At 42.9% G+C, this 16,734-nt stretch carries 20 protein-coding genes and 1 other annotated feature; all 20 genes read left to right on the top strand.

The annotated features are described in order from the left end of the window. Positions 1-46 precede the first annotated feature (46 nt). The 20 genes from QNI29_RS15240 to queA all read left to right on the top strand — a co-directional run bounded on the left by QNI29_RS15240 (position 47) and on the right by queA (position 16,721). Positions 47-835 (top strand): M23 family metallopeptidase, encoded by a 789-nt coding sequence (locus tag QNI29_RS15240; protein ID WP_231417335.1) that lies wholly within the window; start codon positions 47-49, stop codon positions 833-835. Then, positions 816-1,682: a M50 family metallopeptidase gene (locus tag QNI29_RS15235; RefSeq protein ID WP_231417334.1), complete on the top strand. Its 867-nt coding sequence runs from the start codon at positions 816-818 to the stop codon at positions 1,680-1,682. Before QNI29_RS15240 ends, QNI29_RS15235 begins: the two co-directional genes overlap by 20 nt. A 15-nt stretch (positions 1,683-1,697) precedes the next feature. After that, a complete protein-coding gene (locus QNI29_RS15230; protein WP_231417333.1) occupies positions 1,698-3,152 on the top strand; it encodes an Rne/Rng family ribonuclease in 1,455 nt (484 codons plus the stop codon). 35 nt (positions 3,153-3,187) lie between these two features. Next, positions 3,188-3,261: a sequence feature (ribosomal protein L21 leader region), on the top strand. Positions 3,262-3,273: 12 nt separating this feature from the next. Beyond that, on the top strand, positions 3,274-3,582 hold the full coding sequence (rplU, locus tag QNI29_RS15225) for a 50S ribosomal protein L21 (RefSeq protein WP_036784710.1): 309 nt from the start codon (positions 3,274-3,276) through the stop codon (positions 3,580-3,582). Between the two features lie 9 nt (positions 3,583-3,591). After that, on the top strand, positions 3,592-3,924 hold the full coding sequence (locus tag QNI29_RS15220; protein WP_231417332.1) for a ribosomal-processing cysteine protease Prp: 333 nt from the start codon (positions 3,592-3,594) through the stop codon (positions 3,922-3,924). Positions 3,925-3,938: 14 nt separating this feature from the next. Next, positions 3,939-4,229, top strand: coding sequence for a 50S ribosomal protein L27 (gene rpmA, locus QNI29_RS15215; protein ID WP_036784714.1), 291 nt, complete (start codon positions 3,939-3,941; stop codon positions 4,227-4,229). Positions 4,230-4,457: 228 nt separating this feature from the next. Then, a complete protein-coding gene (locus tag QNI29_RS15210; RefSeq protein WP_231417331.1) occupies positions 4,458-4,868 on the top strand; it encodes a Spo0B domain-containing protein in 411 nt (136 codons plus the stop codon). 117 nt (positions 4,869-4,985) lie between these two features. Beyond that, positions 4,986-6,266 (top strand): GTPase ObgE, encoded by a 1,281-nt coding sequence (obgE, locus tag QNI29_RS15205; RefSeq protein ID WP_231417330.1) that lies wholly within the window; start codon positions 4,986-4,988, stop codon positions 6,264-6,266. Positions 6,267-6,290: 24 nt separating this feature from the next. Beyond that, positions 6,291-6,740, top strand: coding sequence for an ACT domain-containing protein (locus QNI29_RS15200; protein WP_255688039.1), 450 nt, complete (start codon positions 6,291-6,293; stop codon positions 6,738-6,740). Positions 6,741-6,756: 16 nt separating this feature from the next. Continuing rightward, on the top strand, positions 6,757-7,629 hold the full coding sequence (gene pheA, locus QNI29_RS15195; protein ID WP_231417329.1) for a prephenate dehydratase: 873 nt from the start codon (positions 6,757-6,759) through the stop codon (positions 7,627-7,629). 277 nt (positions 7,630-7,906) lie between these two features. Then, positions 7,907-9,151: a SafA/ExsA family spore coat assembly protein gene (safA, locus tag QNI29_RS15190; protein WP_284526543.1), complete on the top strand. Its 1,245-nt coding sequence runs from the start codon at positions 7,907-7,909 to the stop codon at positions 9,149-9,151. A 2-nt stretch (positions 9,152-9,153) separates the two neighbouring features. Continuing rightward, positions 9,154-10,116 (top strand): phosphotransferase, encoded by a 963-nt coding sequence (locus tag QNI29_RS15185; RefSeq protein ID WP_231417328.1) that lies wholly within the window; start codon positions 9,154-9,156, stop codon positions 10,114-10,116. A 53-nt stretch (positions 10,117-10,169) separates the two neighbouring features. Next, a complete protein-coding gene (gene nadE, locus QNI29_RS15180; protein ID WP_231417327.1) occupies positions 10,170-10,910 on the top strand; it encodes an NAD(+) synthase in 741 nt (246 codons plus the stop codon). 77 nt (positions 10,911-10,987) lie between these two features. Further along, positions 10,988-11,632 carry a YhcN/YlaJ family sporulation lipoprotein gene (locus tag QNI29_RS15175; RefSeq protein WP_231417326.1) on the top strand — a complete coding sequence of 215 codons (645 nt, stop codon included), beginning with the start codon at positions 10,988-10,990 and terminating at the stop codon, positions 11,630-11,632. 177 nt (positions 11,633-11,809) lie between these two features. Beyond that, complete coding sequence (locus QNI29_RS15170; RefSeq protein ID WP_231417325.1) at positions 11,810-12,538, top strand: YebC/PmpR family DNA-binding transcriptional regulator; 729 nt, start codon at positions 11,810-11,812, stop codon at positions 12,536-12,538. Positions 12,539-12,691: 153 nt separating this feature from the next. Continuing rightward, positions 12,692-13,243 (top strand): intercompartmental signaling factor BofC, encoded by a 552-nt coding sequence (locus tag QNI29_RS15165; RefSeq protein ID WP_231417324.1) that lies wholly within the window; start codon positions 12,692-12,694, stop codon positions 13,241-13,243. Between the two features lie 597 nt (positions 13,244-13,840). Next, positions 13,841-14,461 carry a Holliday junction branch migration protein RuvA gene (ruvA, locus tag QNI29_RS15160; protein WP_231417323.1) on the top strand — a complete coding sequence of 207 codons (621 nt, stop codon included), beginning with the start codon at positions 13,841-13,843 and terminating at the stop codon, positions 14,459-14,461. Between the two features lie 15 nt (positions 14,462-14,476). After that, entirely contained in the window at positions 14,477-15,481 is a 1,005-nt protein-coding gene (gene ruvB / locus QNI29_RS15155) for a Holliday junction branch migration DNA helicase RuvB (RefSeq protein WP_231417322.1), read from the top strand. Next, positions 15,474-15,674, top strand: a complete 201-nt coding sequence (locus QNI29_RS15150; protein ID WP_231417321.1) for a DUF2905 domain-containing protein — start codon at positions 15,474-15,476, stop codon at positions 15,672-15,674. Before ruvB ends, QNI29_RS15150 begins: the two co-directional genes overlap by 8 nt. A gap of 21 nt (positions 15,675-15,695) precedes the next feature. Beyond that, complete coding sequence (queA, locus tag QNI29_RS15145) at positions 15,696-16,721, top strand: tRNA preQ1(34) S-adenosylmethionine ribosyltransferase-isomerase QueA (protein WP_231417320.1); 1,026 nt, start codon at positions 15,696-15,698, stop codon at positions 16,719-16,721. Positions 16,722-16,734 lie beyond the last annotated feature (13 nt).

Genomic DNA, 16,734 nt, shown 5'->3' with positions numbered 1-16,734 from the left:
CAACATAAACTTGTACAAAGAATGGATGAAGGAATGAGGAGAGGCTATGAAAAGAGACGTGAAAGATATTCGAAGATCAATCGCAGATCGGAAAAAGAAACGAGGGGTAGGAGGAGAAAAGAAATCTACATCAACTCCTATCGTTCCTTCTGTACAAGAAGAAGAGAAACACGGCTACTTCCCTTTTTCCGAAAGCGATCGAGGTTCAAATGCAAATGCTCAGTTTCTGACGGCTTTCTTATTTAAAAGCGTTATAGCGGGTGTTTTATTTTTCTCTGTTGCGATCTTATACAGACTTGATGTTGGCTATTTAGACAGGCCAAAAGAATGGGTCGATCAGGCCGTAACAGAAGAATTCCAATTTGCAGCCGTGAATCAGTGGTATATGGAGAAGTTTGGTGAGCCGTTGGCGTTTCTTCCCCAATCTCCAGGAGAAGAGGACGCGGTTCCAACGGCAGCGGGTGAATTGGCTCTTCCTGTGAGCGGGAGTATAAGGGAATCATTTCAAACAAATGGGCAAGGGGTGGTTATTGAAACTTCCTCTCAAGAAGAGATTCATGCCTCTGGTTCTGGAATGGTGGAGTTTGCAGGGAAGAAAGAAGATACCGGAAACACCGTCATTATTCAACATGCAGATGGAAGCAAATCGCACTATGGATACTTATCTGAAGTGAATGTGAATCAGTACCAACAGGTAACGGCTGGGAGTGTAATTGGAAAGACGGCTCCTTCTGAAAATGGAACGGCTGAGACCGTTTATTTTGCCATACAAAAAGGTGATCAATTCGTTGATCCAATTGAGGTGATCCAGGTTCATGACGAGGCTGATCAATAATCATTTTCACGTTCATCCGTTGCTTTGGCTTCTGCTGGGAATCGGCATTTTGACCGGTTCCCTGTGGCAGCTTGTTATTATGTTTTCCCTTGTATGGATTCATGAGCTGGGTCATTATGCGATGGCCCGCTTTTTTAAGTGGAGAATTCGTTCTGTTATGCTATGGCCTTTTGGAGGCGTGATGGAAACAGAAGAACACCATACACGACCATTTCATGAGGAAGTACTGGTTGTTTTGGCAGGGCCTTTACAGCACGCATGGCTATGGGGAGCCATTACGTTATTAGGGTACACGGGTTGGGTGTCACCGGGAACGATTGAAATGATGCTGTTGTACAATGGGATATTATTTTTGTTTAATTTATTACCCATTTGGCCCCTTGATGGAGGGAAGCTCTTGTTCCTTTCCCTTTCCTATGCCCTTCCCTTTGTCCGCGCCCAGCAAATTCTATTATACTTATCGCTAAGTTTTCTGGTGGTTGCGTTAATCCTGGCCATGGTTTTCTTGCCCTTTTCTTTAAGCACCATCTTTTTGGCTGCTTTCCTGTTATGGGAAAATCGGCTAGAATGGAGGCAAAGAGAGTATTCCTTTCTGCGGTATCTAATGAAACGTCATGAACAGAATGGAGAGAAAGTTCGTAAACTCCGTGCCATTCACGTGAACGAGGATATCCCTGTCATGCATATCTTCAGGCAATTCAAACGAGGGAACCATCATCAAATCTTTGTCACCCGTCCTAATCAAAGTCGGGCACAGATAGATGAAGGGGAATGTTTGTATTATTATTTCACGATGAAACAATCTCGCGCTAAGGCAAGCGAACTCGCAGAATGGTTTGCTTCATAAGAAAAGGTGAAGAAGATGAAAGATATTTATATTCAAACGCTCCCATCAGAGAAATGGGCGATCGTAACGGATGACGGAACTTTGGACCGTTTATCTGTTTCAAGAAAAGATGATGGCGATCTGATCGGGAACATTTATAAAGGTAGAGTGGTGAATATCGAACCAAGCTTACAAGCGGCCTTTGTTCATTTTGGCCCTAATAAGCTTGGTTTTTTGAAGTGTTCAGAAATCCCTGCTTCAAGATTAGACTCTGAAAAAAGGATCGAACAGCTGATTCATGAAGGCCAGGCATTGTGGGTGCAGGTTACAAAAGACGCCATTGAAGATAAAGGGGCGCAATTAACGGCAAATGTAACGCTGCCAGGGCAACACATCGTTTACCTTCCATTTGGGCACTATCACGCTGTATCGAAGAAAATTGAACAAGACAGACGTGAAGAGTTGCTGGCGTTAGCCACAAGTTGGAGTGTCGGAGAAGAAGGGGTTTTATTCCGAACCTCTTCTAAAACGATGACGGATTCAGAATTGAAAGAGGCCTTCAGTCGATTGCAACAAGAATGGAAAGAGATTGAAACAGCCTTTCAAAATCAGAAACCGCCCGTACTTGCTTTTGAGGATCCTGTCATTCCGGATCAGTTGATCCGGCAATACGGAGAAAAGGAAATTCAATCAATTGCGGTGGACGAACAATGGGTAAAACGGCGAATCGACCACCGCTACCCTTATCTTGCTTCGAAGTGTGAGTGGAAAGATTCGACTCATGCTTGGCCATTTACTGCGAATCAGGTAATGGAGAAGGTCATCGAGCGGAAGGTCTCACTCCAAGGTGGCGGGGAGATTGTACTTGATCAGACAGAAGCGATGGTGGTCATCGACGTCAATTCAGCAAAAAGGGTTGGGAAAGCCTCAAAGGCTCAATCTGTTTTGCAGACGAATGTCGCAGCAGCTAAAGAAGTCGCAAAGCAACTGAGGCTTAGGAACCTTTCTGGAATGATCTTAATCGACTTTATCACGATGAAAAATCCAAAAGATCAACAGCGGGTTCTTTCGGCTCTTAAGAAGGAACTAAAGCAAGACCCTGTACGTTCTGAAGTGCTCGGATTTACTCGGCTTGGGCTAGTAGAGCTAACAAGAAAGCGCACCTCTTCATCGCTTCCTTATCGGATATCAGAGCTAAGAGCAGGACATGTATTAACACTCGAAACGAAGGCCTATCAGCTAGAGCGAGAACTTCTTTCTTACCGGAGAAGTGATAAGGATGTCATTGTGCTTGAAGTCGATCCTGAGCTCCTTTCCGAGTTCAGGGAGAGATGTGATGTTGAAAAATTAAAATCTGTTCTTTACAAAGAAGTCTTTGTCCTTAATAATAGTACAAGCGATAGTTCTTATCGCATCCGTTATGTAGGAGATCAGAAAAACCTGCAAGAGCGACCTTTTTATATCGACGGGTCTCTTGACAGGTTGTTTTAGAGGTGGTAACATCTATATGTTATGTCTCGTAGCACCAAGTGCTACAACCGCTCAAAACAGGTTTTTAAGCTCCTGATGGAGCACCTGCATGGCGAGTCTGAGTGCAAGAGGAGGTGCAAGTATGTACGCAATTATTGAAACTGGTGGCAAACAAGTCAAAGTAGAAGAAGGTCAAACAATCTACGTTGAAAAAGTTGAAGCTGCTAATGGTGAAAACGTAACGTTCGACAAGGTACTTGTAGTAGGTGGCGAAGACACGAAAGTCGGAGCTCCTTACGTTGACGGTGCTTCTGTTACGGCTAAAGTCGACAAACAAGACCGTGGCCGCAAAGTAACTGTATTCAAATACAAGCCTAAAAAGAACTACAAGCGTAAACAAGGTCATCGTCAACCTTACACAAAACTTACTGTTGAAAAAATCAACGCGTAAGGGTGCCTTATGATCCAGGTGCTTGTAACACGAAATGAGCAAAGACAAATCATAGATTTTGAGTTAAGTGGACATGCTGAAAGTGGACCTTATGGACATGATCTCGTATGTGCTGCTGTCTCAGCTGTATCGTTTGGTGCAGTGAACGCTGTGATGGAGCTTTGTGAATTTGAACCTGTCATCGAGCAAGAAGGTGAAGGAGGCTATTTGAGAGTTGAACTCCCGAATTCCTTATCTCCTGCTGTGTTTGAGAAAGCACAACTCTTGTTAGAGGGCATGATGGTATCACTTGAAACCATTAAACGTGATTATGGTCAATATATTACAATAGTCGAACCATAAGGAGGTGCAGCCCAATGCTACGTCTGAATTTACAATTCTTCGCCCAAAAGAAGGGTGTAGGTAGTACAAAGAACGGTCGTGACTCTGAGTCTAAGCGTCTTGGAGCGAAGCGTGCTGACGGTCAGTTTGCGACAGCTGGTTCTATTCTTTACCGTCAACGTGGTACAAAAGTTTACCCAGGTGCTAACGTAGGCATCGGTGGTGACGACACACTATTCTCTAAAGTAGATGGTGTTGTTAAATTCGAACGCTACGGTCGTAACCGCAAAAAAGTTAGCGTATACCCTGTAGCTCAAGAAGCGTAAGCTTTTTAGAAAAACTCTAGCCTTCGGGTTAGAGTTTTTTTATTGAGATGCCGATTCTGTTAAATATAAAGATGCATCTAATGAATGAGCTTCAATTGTCATATGAATTCGTAAAGGAAAAATCCTCTCGTATTAACCCTCTTGAATGAAATCGCTTCTACTCAACAATCTTTTCCCAAAGACCCTAAGTCTGCTATACTTTTACTATTATGATAAAAGGGGCGGGATATGATGAAAGTTGATGAGGTGGAGAATCTCCTGCGGCATTACCGGCACGATTGGATGAATCAATTACAGCTCGTTTATGGGTATGCCACAATGGACAAGATGGAATTAGTAAAAGAGAAACTCCAACATATTATTGCTGATTCAAGAGAAGAATCAAAACTAATGAATCTCAAAGCACCACACTTTTCTCTTTGGGTCGTTCAGTTTCATGTTCGGCATAATCAATTTCATATGACGTACCATGTAGATTCTTCGCTAGACTTGTCTGCTTTTGATCAGTCATTAGTCCACTCATTAGAAGAATTCATGATGCATCTTGAGAAGCATGTAAATGAACGGGACTTATACGAAATCGAGATGTCTGTCACAAAAGGAGAGTTTCCGCTCATTACCTTTAAGATAGCTGGATAATTATTGGAACCTCGCTCCTTAAGTGCAGAGGTCGAAAATATAGAATATGTACAAGACATTGAGATAACAGACAGACAATTGTTAATCTCTCTGTTATTAAAATAAGAGGTGAAAGAAATGTTTGTCGATTCGGTTAGTGTTTATGTAAAAGCTGGTGACGGTGGAGACGGAAGTGTATCATTCCGTCGCGAGAAGTATGTTCCTATGGGAGGCCCTGCTGGCGGTGACGGCGGTAATGGCGGTGACGTTGTATTTGAAGTAGATGAAGGGTTAAATACTCTTATGGACTTCCGCTACAAGCGTCACTTTAAAGCGAAACGCGGTGAGCACGGTAAGAGTAGAGGAGCGCACGGGAAAAACTCCGATCCCCTGATCGTACCGGTCCCACCTGGAACAACAGTAAGAGATGCAGATACAGGGGATGTCCTGGCAGATTTAATTGAGCACAAACAACAAGCCATCATTGCAAAAGGTGGGCGCGGAGGTCGTGGTAATATCAAATTTGCGACTCCTCGTAACCCGGCTCCGGAGATATCGGAAAATGGTGAACCAGGTATTGAGCGTAACGTTTCCTTAGAATTAAAACTGATGGCCGATGTTGGACTTGTTGGTTTTCCGAGTGTAGGGAAATCTACGCTACTTTCTGTTGTAAGTGCTGCTAAACCTAAGGTAGCTGAGTATCATTTCACAACCATAACTCCGAATCTTGGAGTCGTTGAAACAGAAGACCAGCGCAGTTTCGTAATGGCTGACCTTCCAGGGCTGATCGAAGGAGCTCATGAAGGGGTAGGATTAGGTCATCAATTCCTTCGCCACGTTGATCGTACCCGTGTAATTGTTCACGTTGTCGATATGGCAAGTATTGAAGGACGCGATCCTTACGAAGATTTCGTTACCATTAACGAGGAATTAAAACAATACGATGAAACGATTCTTGATCGTCCTCAAATTATCTTGGCAAGCAAGATGGATATGCCTGAATCAGAGGAGAAGCTTGAAGCATTTAAAGAACAGCTTGAACAAGACATTCCAATTTATCCGATCTCATCTATTACACGTGAAGGTTTAAAAGAGTCTTTATTTGCGATTGCTGATATCTTAGAGACGATTCCAAAAGATGACACGCCTGTTGAAGAAGTTGAAGAACGTGTCGTGTATCGATTTGAAAAAGAAGAAACGCCATTCGAAATTACACGTGAATCAGACGGTGCCTTTGTGTTGAAAGGGGCGAAGATCGAGAAGTTATTCAAGATGACGAACTTCGATCGAGATGAATCGATTAGTCGTTTCGCTCGTCAATTACGCACTATGGGCGTAGATGATGCGCTGCGTGAACGCGGGGCGAAAGATGGCGATACCATTCGCCTGCTTGATTACGAGTTTGAATTTGTCGAATAGACTATTCAAAAGGGGAACGAGATCATGAGTATTAACAATGAACAATTTTTTTTAGTCCGAAGTGATGTATTGCCAGAATCCATGCAGAAGACGCTAGAAGCGAAAGCCTTACTTGAACGAGGTAAAGTGGAATCGGTGCATGATGCCGTGCAGAAAGTCGACTTGAGTCGAAGTGCCTTTTATAAATACAGAGATGCAGTTTTCCCGTTCCAGGCCATGGTGAAGGAGAAGATGATCACCCTATTCTTCCACTTGGAAGATCGTTCAGGTACGCTTTCTCAGTTACTTGCAGCTGTCGCTCAATCAGGCTGTAATATCTTAACGATTCACCAAACGATCCCGTTGCAAGGGAAGGCTAACGTAACCCTTTCGTTAAATACATCTGGCATGAGTCAATCCATTGAACAATTATTACAAGATTTTAAACGCTTAGACTTTATAGACCGAGTTGAGGTTGTAAGTAGCGGAGCATAGCTGAGGGGGAAACGTTGTGGTAAAAGTAGGATATTTAGGACCAAAAGGAACATTTACAAATATAGCAGTGGATGCATTATTTCAATCAGATCAAACGGTTAGCTTCCGAACAATCCCTGAGTGTTTGGATGCGGTGAATCGAGGAGATGTGGGGCTGGCCGTCGTTCCTGTTGAGAACGCGATCGAAGGTACAGTTTCGATGACGATTGATTATTTAATCCATCAGGTCGACTTACCGATTATTGCTGAAGTGGTTGTGCCAATTACACAACATGTTCTTGTTCATCCAGACTTCAAGGGTGATGTAGGTGAGATTGAACATGTGTATTCACATAGTCATGCGATCGCTCAATGCCACCAGTTTATTCATAAAGAAATGCCTGGTGTAGAGGTGCACTATAGTGCTTCCACAGGAGAAGCGGCTGCGAATGTGAAAGAGATGAAAGGCCAACACGCTGCTATAGGCAATGCCCTTGCGGCAGAAGAGTATGGTTTAAGAATCTTAAGGCAGAATGTCCATGATTATGATAACAACCATACACGTTTTGTCGTGGTGCAGAAGGAACAAGCGCCTGTTGAGATGAAGGATCATGAAGTGAAGCAACAGAAGACGACGCTTATGGTTACATTACCGAGTGACCGCGCCGGAGCGCTTCACCAGGTTCTTTCAGCATTTGCTTGGCGTAAAATGAACCTTTCAAAGATTGAATCCCGTCCAATGAAAACAGGTTTAGGGAACTATTTCTTTATAATTGATGTGAATCAATCTTATGATTCCGTTCTATTTCCTGCACTACAACAAGAGCTTCAAGCGATTGGGTGCCAAACGAAAATCTTAGGCACTTACCCTTGCTTTGAAGTGGAATCCCAAGCTGTTCATAAAATGTAATGTAAAACCTCTTTCCTTCATTGGGAAGAGGTTTTTGTTATGTAATCCGTTCTTCTTTCTATGTTTAAATCGGCGAAGATCTTTGAGTCTCTAATGTTTATTCCTTAAAAAACGTAACCCTTTATAGGTGCAAAAATCACGAAACACAGCAGGCTTTCGTAAAAAAGTTAGGCAAATCCATCAATCTTTTAGGTGTTCATGCATATGTTGTATGGAGTTCATCTGTTATTTATTTTCTTATGGAAATGCCTATAACAGAAAGAAGGGAGTAACTGCGGTGAAAATACATGTTGTTCAAAAAGGGGACACATTGTGGAAGATTGCCCAGAAATATGGGGTGAACTTTGAAGAGTTAAAAGCCATGAATACACAGCTTAGTAATCCAGATATGATTATGCCTGGTATGAAGATTAAAGTTCCAACTGATTCGAAGCCGGTTAAGAAAGAGACGAAAAAATATCCGGCCGAACATCCTTATAAGGATACCTCACCAAAACCGTTACCAATGATAAAAGAAGAGAAAAAAGAACAGCCAAAGGAAATGCCTAAGAAAGAGATGCCGAAAAAAGAAATGCCAAAGAAAGAAGCTGTGAAGCCGGCTAAAAAAGAGAAACCAATCATGCCTGTTCAACCACAGCCACAAATGCCAATGCAAATGGCACCGATCCAAATGCAATTTCCGACTATGGAACAACAAATGCAAAATTACTATACAACGGTAAATATTCCGCAAATGCCTCAGTATAAAGAGCCTGAGGTAAAGCCTAAGGCGAAACCTGAAGCTAAGCCAGAAGCGAAACCGCAAGCAAAACCGGAAGCGAAACCAGAAGCAAAACCACAACAAGTAAAAGGGATGCAAAAAGACGAGCCGAAGCCACAAGTCATGCCACAAATGCAACAGCCGATGCAGCAAATGCCACAAATGGAGCAACCGATGGCACAGATGCCACAAATGCAACAACCAATGTATTACTATCCAATGATGCAGCATCCATGCATGCCTTGTCCGCCTCATCCTTGTATGCCGTGTTATCCGCATCCACAATATTTAGGCAGTATGGATGCGAATTGTTATGATGACCAGCAAATGATGCCGATGCAACAAGGTATGGTTCAAGGGGCGTTTGATGAATCATCTGAATCCTCAAGTATGGATATGCCACAAATGCCGGGGCAAGTGGCTGGCATGATGGATGATTGTGGATGTGATGATGGGTACCCTCAAGGATATGGAATGCCGCAGCAGGGATATGGAATGCCACAGCAGGGATATGGAATGCCGCAACAAGGATATGGAATGCCACAGCAGGGGTATGGAATGCCGCAACAAGGATACGAAATGCCACAGCAAGGATACGGAATGCCACAACAGGGATACGGAATGCCACAACAAGGTTATGGAATGCCACAGCAAGGCGGAGGACAACAAGGGTATGGTTTTCCGCAGATGCAGATGGGGGATTCTTCCGGATTCAGTGGATTTGAGATGCCGCGCTTTGATGACGACGACGAGGATTATTAAATATGGGTAAGCACGTAAAAGGGGAAGTCCAAAGCGACTTTCCCTTCTCTTTTTTAGAAACGAAGGCGGGGTTATCTATTCAGCGGATCGAGAGAATAAAGCCGCATGTAGTGAAGGTGTACACCGGCTCACGGTGGCTGATCGTAAAACGGTATACTTCCGTTCACTCTGTAGAGCACCAGTGGGAGTTGTTTAAAGCTATTTCTGCAAACAGCGCTCTCGTTCCCTTTATCCCTTTTCCATCTGGTGATTTGTGGATCCGTGATGGTTACGGGGCGACGTGGACATTAGCTCCGTATATTAGAGGGGATTCTTTAAATTATAAGCGGAAAGCGGATCGGGAGGTAGCTTGTAATGTTCTTGGAGCTTTTCATCAACAAGCAAAAGGGATTGAAGTGGACTCCTTGATTGTGAAACAACCCTTATATATGCACTGGAAAAAGCGATTTCGACATTTTGGAAATCACTATAAAGTCTTTAAGCAATATGGTTATGGAGACCTATATAATTCTCTTATCCACACCTCTTCTTCCTTGTACGATCGATTTATTCAATTGGATTGGTATGCGCTTGAAAAACGGGCGTTAGACAATCGTTCATGGGTTCATGGAGATGTAGCGGCTCATAATTTTATCAGGGCGGAACATAATAATGTATATCTCATTGATTTTGACTTAGCTTCTCAGTCTCCGCGGGTGTATGATTGGATTCAAATTGGGCAACGATTCTTGCCTTTTCTTGAGGGTGCGGAAGAGATCGTTTCTATTGAGAATCGATTGAACGAAGAGGAGATTCCTTTCTTTAGGTTAGGGTTAGCGATACCAGCTGCTTTAGTACGAGAATGGAATACATTTATGAAGGAGGAACGGTCTGTAGAAGAGATCCAATTCTATCTTCAGGTGCTGAGCGAAAGATGGCAGAAGCAACTATCATTTGTCGAACAAAACAAACTTATGCTAACATGATATGAGAAATAACCTAACATAACCCATGATAAACTGAAAGGAAGAGCGTACTTATGCAAGATAAAATCGATAAGCTTGTGAAATGGTTACAAGACCAAGCCAATAATGCAGGATTAGAAGGACTATTAGTTGGAGTTAGTGGCGGTATTGACTCAGCAGTTGTCGCTCACTTAATTAAGCGTGCTTTTCCTGAGAATTCATTAGGAGTCATTTTACCGTGTAAAAGTAATCCCGATGACCAGGAAGCGGCTCAAAAAGTTATTGATAGTTGTGGCATTAATTCCTTAACAGTAGACCTTACGAAAACGCATGAAGTCATGTTCTCAACTATTCAGGATCAATTAAAAACTTCAGGTGATTACAACGAGGCGCAGGAAAAATTGGCTGATGCCAACCTTCGTGCTCGTTTACGAATGAGTACACTATATTCAGTAGGTACGAACTATAAATATCTTGTTGTCGGTACAGATAATGCTGCTGAATGGTACACAGGATATTTCACCAAGTACGGAGATGGCGGTGTCGACTTAGTGCCACTTGTTCATTTCACAAAAGGTGAAGTTCGTGACCTAGCCCGTGAACTTGGAGTTCCAAATGAAATTATCGAGAAGAAACCAAGTGCAGGATTATGGGAAGGTCAAACGGATGAGAATGAAATGGGTACTTCCTATGAAATGATTGATAAGCATATTAAGGGAGAAGACATCCCTGAAAAGGATCGTAAAATCATTGAAGATATGCATAAAAAGAGCGAACATAAGCGTGAGTTAGCCGCTGCCCCTCCTAAATTCTAACGGACAATTACCTAAATGTAACTCGTGTAAGGAAAACCTCTCTGAGCCATCCTAAGGATGTAAGGGAGGTTTTTCTCATGAAAAAAGAATTCATGATGGGAGCAGTTCTTTCTCTAGGGTTACTTGCAGGGTGTGGAGGCGCTAATGAAGAGTCTATTCAGACAGAACTTGAACCGGAGTCTCTAAACGCTGAACTCGAGAATCAAGCAGAAAGAAATGCCAAAGAAGAAAGCAATAAGGATATTGGCAAAGATCAACCTAAGTTCCAAACCAATATCGACACTGAATATTATCAGTATGAGTTAGAGCGATCTCGTCCTAAAAATGGAGAAGCTCAAAAAGATTATCCGGATTCTCTAACGACACCTATTTCTGATAAGGATGCGAACTCTTACAACAATAAAGAGTATGACAAACAGTCTCGCGAAATCGGGAAACGGTTAAGTGAGTCACGATTTGTTAAAACAGCTCAGGTTGTTGTAACGAATGACGCTGTCATCGTGGCAGTAGAAGAGCCCGATCGTGCGACGTATACAAGAGTGGATGTTGCCGAAAAGGTGCGTGCAGCCTTAAAAGAAATGCCTGAAACAAAAGGAAAAGAAATTGTCGTGTATACAGATGAGCGATACTGGGATCGTATGAAAGATCTTAAGAGCCGTATCAATCAGGATGAAGAAATGCCTGATGGAGTGGATCAATTTAGAGATAAGAATTACAGATAATTGAGAGTGCTTATGTAGCGCTCTTTTTTTTGTGGTTCTTTCTAATGAAAGCATTGTATACATAGGGACATCAACGAATTTATCCCGAATTGGCAGTCTTTTTCAAACTTTTCCTTTGTGTTATAGTGGTTATGGATTTCAATTTCTTATGGAAAGATGAAGAGAGGAGAATGTCCCATGGCAGGTCATTCGAAGTGGGCCAATATTAAGCATCGAAAAGGTGCTCAAGACAAAAAACGTGGAAAGCTATTTATGAAAATGGCAAAAGATATATACGTAGCAGCGAAAGAAGGCGGAGGAGACCCTGAAACGAATCCGCAGCTTCGTTTAATGATTGATAAAGCAAAAGCCAACAACGTTCCAAATGAAAACATTGATCGAGCGATTAATAAAGCGACTGGTGGACTAGACGGGGCTAATTATGAAGAGTTTACGTATGAAGGGTATGGCCCTGGAGGTGCTGCTGTTATGGTAGAGGTACTGACAGATAACCGTAACCGTACAGCCTCTGAAGTTCGACACGCCTTTAATAAAAATGGTGGAAACCTTGGGGAAAATGGGTGTGTTTCCTTTATGTTTGATCGTAAGGGTTACATCGTAATTGACCGATCTGTGGTTGATATGGATGAAGAGGAACTAATGCTTGAAGCGATTGAAGCAGGAGCAGAAGAGATGGAAACGACTGAAGAAGCGTTTGAAATCTATACAGATCCAGAAACATTCCAAGATGTTCGAGCAGCTCTCAAAGAGCAAAATATTTCCCTTGATTCAGAAGAAGTAACCTTCTTCCCGCAGACCTACTCTCAACTAGATGGGGAGTTAGCTGAGCAAATGGAAAAACTAATTGATATGCTTGAAGACTTAGAAGACGTGCAAGAAGTCTACCACAATTTCCAACAAGCATAACCATACCGCTAGGATAAAACTTCTAATTTTGGGAAACCTAAAATTAGAAGTTTTTTTATTCCTTACACACGCTCTGACATCCTTTAGCAAGTGAAAGCGTGTCAGACACCGTGTTGCGCTTTAAAGGGATAAAGAGTAATGGAGGTGGATGGTATGCGGAGGGTTCGACTCGCTTTGATTTTAGTGGCTGTAGGTTTATTTGTGGGCGGTATACGCTCGATGGATTCTATGCCAATTAAAGCTTCAGAGTCTTCTCAAGTACAAACAGCGGGTTCTAAGGTAGCTGTTCAAGAGCCGTTAGAAATGGAAGTTGTATTGCAGCGTGTATATATTGATGGGCACGTCGGGGAAGAACGTAAGAAAGAAACCATATGGGCTATGGAAGATTTCTGGGCACGTTATGAAGGATGGGAGCTTGTGGATCAACAAGTCGGGCACATTACATTTCGTAAAGAAGTAGATGATCTTTCTCCATTTGTTAAAGAAGCAGGTTATTTTGGTCTTAATGAGGGCAATGAGCTCATTTTGTTTGATGGCACGAGTGATGAAACACAGGTCATTCACTCTTTCTTTCAAATTGATGTAGGAAAGCTTGAGAGTTTTCAAAGTCAGGAATTACAAGAAGGAATTAAAATAAAATCAAAAGATCAGTATTTGAGTCTTTTAAAGAAATACGAATACTTCTCGATTACCCCAACCCCATAACAAAACCCCTTCCTTACAATAAGGAAGGGGTTTTGGTTTATATGTATTACGACTGTGTTTTACTCTTAGGTGGCCGGTATACTTTTTCAGCATTCACTCCGAGGTTTTTGAGATATTCCACAATACGATCAATCGTACTCATAGTTACACCCCGTTCCCTGATAATATACGTAGATCATACATCTTCATGACCAGTCAGTCAACATAAAATATGTGCAATTCTGAATCTTCCGGCTTGAGTGGGTGAACTCATATGGCTTATATCGGAGCCAGGGGCCTGCGCTTTTGGTTCATCATCTAGCTCCGGCCCCTAGTTCCTCTGGACATAAGTCAATCAACTGCGGGAAGAAAGGTCCCTTCCCTCCGTTGCTCGTCTTATGCCTCCGGAACTAAACAAGGGGCCTGCGCTTTTGGTTCATCATCTAGCTCCGGCCCCTGGCTCCTCGGGGTCATAAGGAAAATAACTGCGGGTAGAAAGGTCGCTACCCTCCGTTATTTTTCTTATGCCTGACGGAGCCAAACAGGGGCCTGCGCTTTTGGGGGGACATGTGTTAAAATAAACAGAGGTCACTACGGATAAAAGGGAGAACGAATGTAATGATAGCTTATGTTAGAGGGAATGTGGCTGCTGTGTCGGCTGAGAATGTCATTGTAGAAGCAAGTGGCATTGGATATGAAATTTTATGTGCGAATCCGTTTGCCTTTCAGACGATGAAAGGGAAGGAGACGCTTATTTATACGTACCATTATGTGCGAGAGGACCTGCAGACGTTGTATGGTTTTAAAACGCCTGAGGAGAAAATGATCTTCTCGAAATTACTAAATGTCTCAGGGATCGGGCCTAAGGGAGCTCTTGCGATTGTTGGATCAACATCTGTCGGAGAAGTTGTATCGGCCATTGAACGTGAGGACGACAAATTCTTAACCCGTTTCCCTGGAGTTGGGAAGAAGACGGCTCGCCAGATGATCTTGGACTTAAAAGGGAAACTGACCGAGTGGTTACCTGTGGAACAAGATGAAACGACGATCTTCTTCGAAGGGGAGCATACCCATAAAGAACAGACGAACTTTGTAGACGAAGCACTAGAAGCCATGAGGGCGTTAGGGTATTCGGATCGAGAGATTAAATCGATCAGGCCAAAACTTGAAAAAGAACAGTGCTCAAGTGTGGATGAATATGTACGTAAAGGGTTAGCCCTTATGATGCAGAAAGCGTAAGGAAGGAGGGTTACCATGGATGATCGAATGGTGAGTGGAGAGGCAATGACGGATGATGCTTCTGTTGAGTTGAGCCTCCGGCCACAAACGCTTGCTCAATATATCGGGCAAAGCAAAACAAAAGAAAACTTACGGATTTTTATAGAGGCTGCCAGAATGCGAAACGAACCCTTAGATCACGTGCTCCTTTACGGACCGCCAGGACTTGGGAAGACGACGCTCGCTTCTATTATTGCAAGTGAGATGGGTGGTCAATTTAGAACAACCGCTGGTCCGGCGATTGAAAGAGCAGGTGATCTGGCGGCGATATTGTCCTCTCTTGAAGCAGGAGACGTTCTCTTCATTGATGAGATTCATCGATTGCCCCGCTCCGTTGAAGAAGTTCTCTATCCTGCAATGGAAGATTTCTGTTTAGATATTGTGATTGGATCTGGTTCAGAGGCAAGATCCATTCGACTTGATCTGCCTCCGTTTACCCTTGTTGGAGCTACAACGAGGGCTGGGTTGCTTTCTGCGCCCCTCAGAGACAGGTTTGGTGTTTTAAGTCGATTAGATTACTACACCACAGAGGATCTTTGCGAAATTGTAAAGAGGACTTCTGAGATATTTGATGTGGAAATAGATGAACAAGCAGCTGTTGAAGTGGCTCGTCGTTCTAGAGGGACGCCACGGATTGCTAACCGTCTTTTAAAACGTGTACGCGACATCGCCCAGGTAAAGGGCGAGGACGTTATTTCAAGAGAGACAACGGACCAGGCTCTGAATATGCTTCAGGTCGATCAAGCTGGTCTTGATCATGTTGACCACAAGTTATTACTTGGAATTATGGACCACTTCAGAGGAGGACCAGTAGGGCTTGATACGATTTCTGCTACGATCGGGGAAGAGTCACAGACGATTGAAGATGTGTACGAACCATTTCTGTTACAAAAAGGGTTTATCCAACGTACCCCAAGGGGCAGACTGGTAACACATCTTGCTTATGAGCACTTTAACCGGGAGGTGCCTGGACGTGAATGAGTTTCCTAAGATGTTTATTATTTTAGGGGTGGTCTTCATTGTTATCGGCATCGTTTGGAGTGTTTTCGGGAAGCTCCCTGGCGACATTCTTTTTAAAAAAGGAAATACAACCTTTTATTTTCCGATCATGACGTCTATTATAGTGAGTGTTGTCCTTAGTGTATTGCTATATATTATTGGGAAAATTCGTTAAGAACTAGATAGGGAGAGACATATGAACATAAATGATTTTGACTTTCACTTACCAGAAGAGTTGATCGCTCAAACTCCACTGGAAGATCGAACGTCTTCTCGCTTACTTGTTATGGATCGCGAGAAAGAAACCATAGATCATCAGCATTTTTATAACATTACATCATACTTAAATCCAGGTGATTGTTTAGTATTGAACAATACCAGGGTACTACCTGCTCGCTTATATGGAGTGAAAGAAGACACAGGTGCCAAAGTTGAAGTATTACTTCTTCATCAGCGAGAAGGTGACGAGTGGGAAGTGCTTGTGAAGCCTGCTAAGAAGATCAAGGTAGGCACGAAGATTTCATTTGGAGATGGGAAGCTTGTTGCTGAATGTACAGAGTTGCAAGAGCATGGAGGGCGTATTCTTACATTCTCCTATGAGGGAATCTTTCTTGAGGTACTGGAATCTTTAGGTGAGATGCCGCTTCCTCCGTATATTAAAGAGCAAGTTTCTGACCGTGAGCGTTATCAGACTGTTTACTCAAAAGAAGAGGGGTCAGCAGCGGCGCCTACAGCAGGGCTTCACTTTACTAAAGAACTGCTGCAGGAGATAGAAGATAAAGGTGTAGAAATCGCATATATTACGCTTCACGTAGGTCTTGGCACCTTCCGTCCTGTAAGTGTAGATTCTGTTGAGGACCATGATATGCACGCTGAATTTTATCAGATGTCACAAGAAACCGCTGATCAACTGAATCGGATCCGAGAGAATGGAGGTCGTATCATCTCAGTTGGAACGACGTCTACTAGAACTCTTGAAACGATTGCAAGAGATCATGGTTCTTTCAAAGAAGCATCTGGTTGGACAGATATTTTCATCTATCCACCTTATAACGTTAAAGCCATTGATGGTCTGATTACGAACTTCCACTTACCAAAGTCTACGTTAATTATGCTTGTAAGTGCACTTGCGGGTAAGGATTTTGTGATGCGAGCCTATGAAGAAGCTGTCAACGAACAATACCGCTTCTTCAGCTTTGGCGACGCCATGCTAATTTTATAAAGAGACAGAAAGG

This window comes from Pontibacillus chungwhensis (assembly GCF_030166655.1).
Taxonomy (GTDB): domain Bacteria; phylum Bacillota; class Bacilli; order Bacillales; family BH030062; genus Pontibacillus.
The sequence above is the reverse complement of the archived record's forward strand: the minus strand, read 5'-3'. Positions and strand labels throughout refer to the sequence as shown.

Bases quoted from the DNA above. Each gene is read 5' to 3' on its own strand.
- rplU (WP_036784710.1), top strand. From the start codon at position 3,274: ATGTACGCAATTATTGAAACTGGTGGCAAACAAGTCAAAGTAGAAGAA.
- QNI29_RS15175 (WP_231417326.1), top strand. From the start codon at position 10,988: ATGAAAAAAGAATTCATGATGGGAGCAGTTCTTTCTCTAGGGTTACTT.
- nadE (WP_231417327.1), top strand. From the start codon at position 10,170: ATGCAAGATAAAATCGATAAGCTTGTGAAATGGTTACAAGACCAAGCC.
- ruvA (WP_231417323.1), top strand. From the start codon at position 13,841: ATGATAGCTTATGTTAGAGGGAATGTGGCTGCTGTGTCGGCTGAGAAT.
- QNI29_RS15235 (WP_231417334.1), top strand. From the start codon at position 816: ATGACGAGGCTGATCAATAATCATTTTCACGTTCATCCGTTGCTTTGG.
- QNI29_RS15240 (WP_231417335.1), top strand. From the start codon at position 47: ATGAAAAGAGACGTGAAAGATATTCGAAGATCAATCGCAGATCGGAAA.
- QNI29_RS15230 (WP_231417333.1), top strand. From the start codon at position 1,698: ATGAAAGATATTTATATTCAAACGCTCCCATCAGAGAAATGGGCGATC.
- QNI29_RS15185 (WP_231417328.1), top strand. From the start codon at position 9,154: ATGGGTAAGCACGTAAAAGGGGAAGTCCAAAGCGACTTTCCCTTCTCT.
- obgE (WP_231417330.1), top strand. From the start codon at position 4,986: ATGTTTGTCGATTCGGTTAGTGTTTATGTAAAAGCTGGTGACGGTGGA.
- QNI29_RS15210 (WP_231417331.1), top strand. From the start codon at position 4,458: ATGATGAAAGTTGATGAGGTGGAGAATCTCCTGCGGCATTACCGGCAC.
- QNI29_RS15220 (WP_231417332.1), top strand. From the start codon at position 3,592: ATGATCCAGGTGCTTGTAACACGAAATGAGCAAAGACAAATCATAGAT.
- QNI29_RS15170 (WP_231417325.1), top strand. From the start codon at position 11,810: ATGGCAGGTCATTCGAAGTGGGCCAATATTAAGCATCGAAAAGGTGCT.
- QNI29_RS15200 (WP_255688039.1), top strand. From the start codon at position 6,291: ATGAGTATTAACAATGAACAATTTTTTTTAGTCCGAAGTGATGTATTG.
- queA (WP_231417320.1), top strand. From the start codon at position 15,696: ATGAACATAAATGATTTTGACTTTCACTTACCAGAAGAGTTGATCGCT.
- QNI29_RS15165 (WP_231417324.1), top strand. From the start codon at position 12,692: ATGCGGAGGGTTCGACTCGCTTTGATTTTAGTGGCTGTAGGTTTATTT.
- rpmA (WP_036784714.1), top strand. From the start codon at position 3,939: ATGCTACGTCTGAATTTACAATTCTTCGCCCAAAAGAAGGGTGTAGGT.
- ruvB (WP_231417322.1), top strand. From the start codon at position 14,477: ATGGATGATCGAATGGTGAGTGGAGAGGCAATGACGGATGATGCTTCT.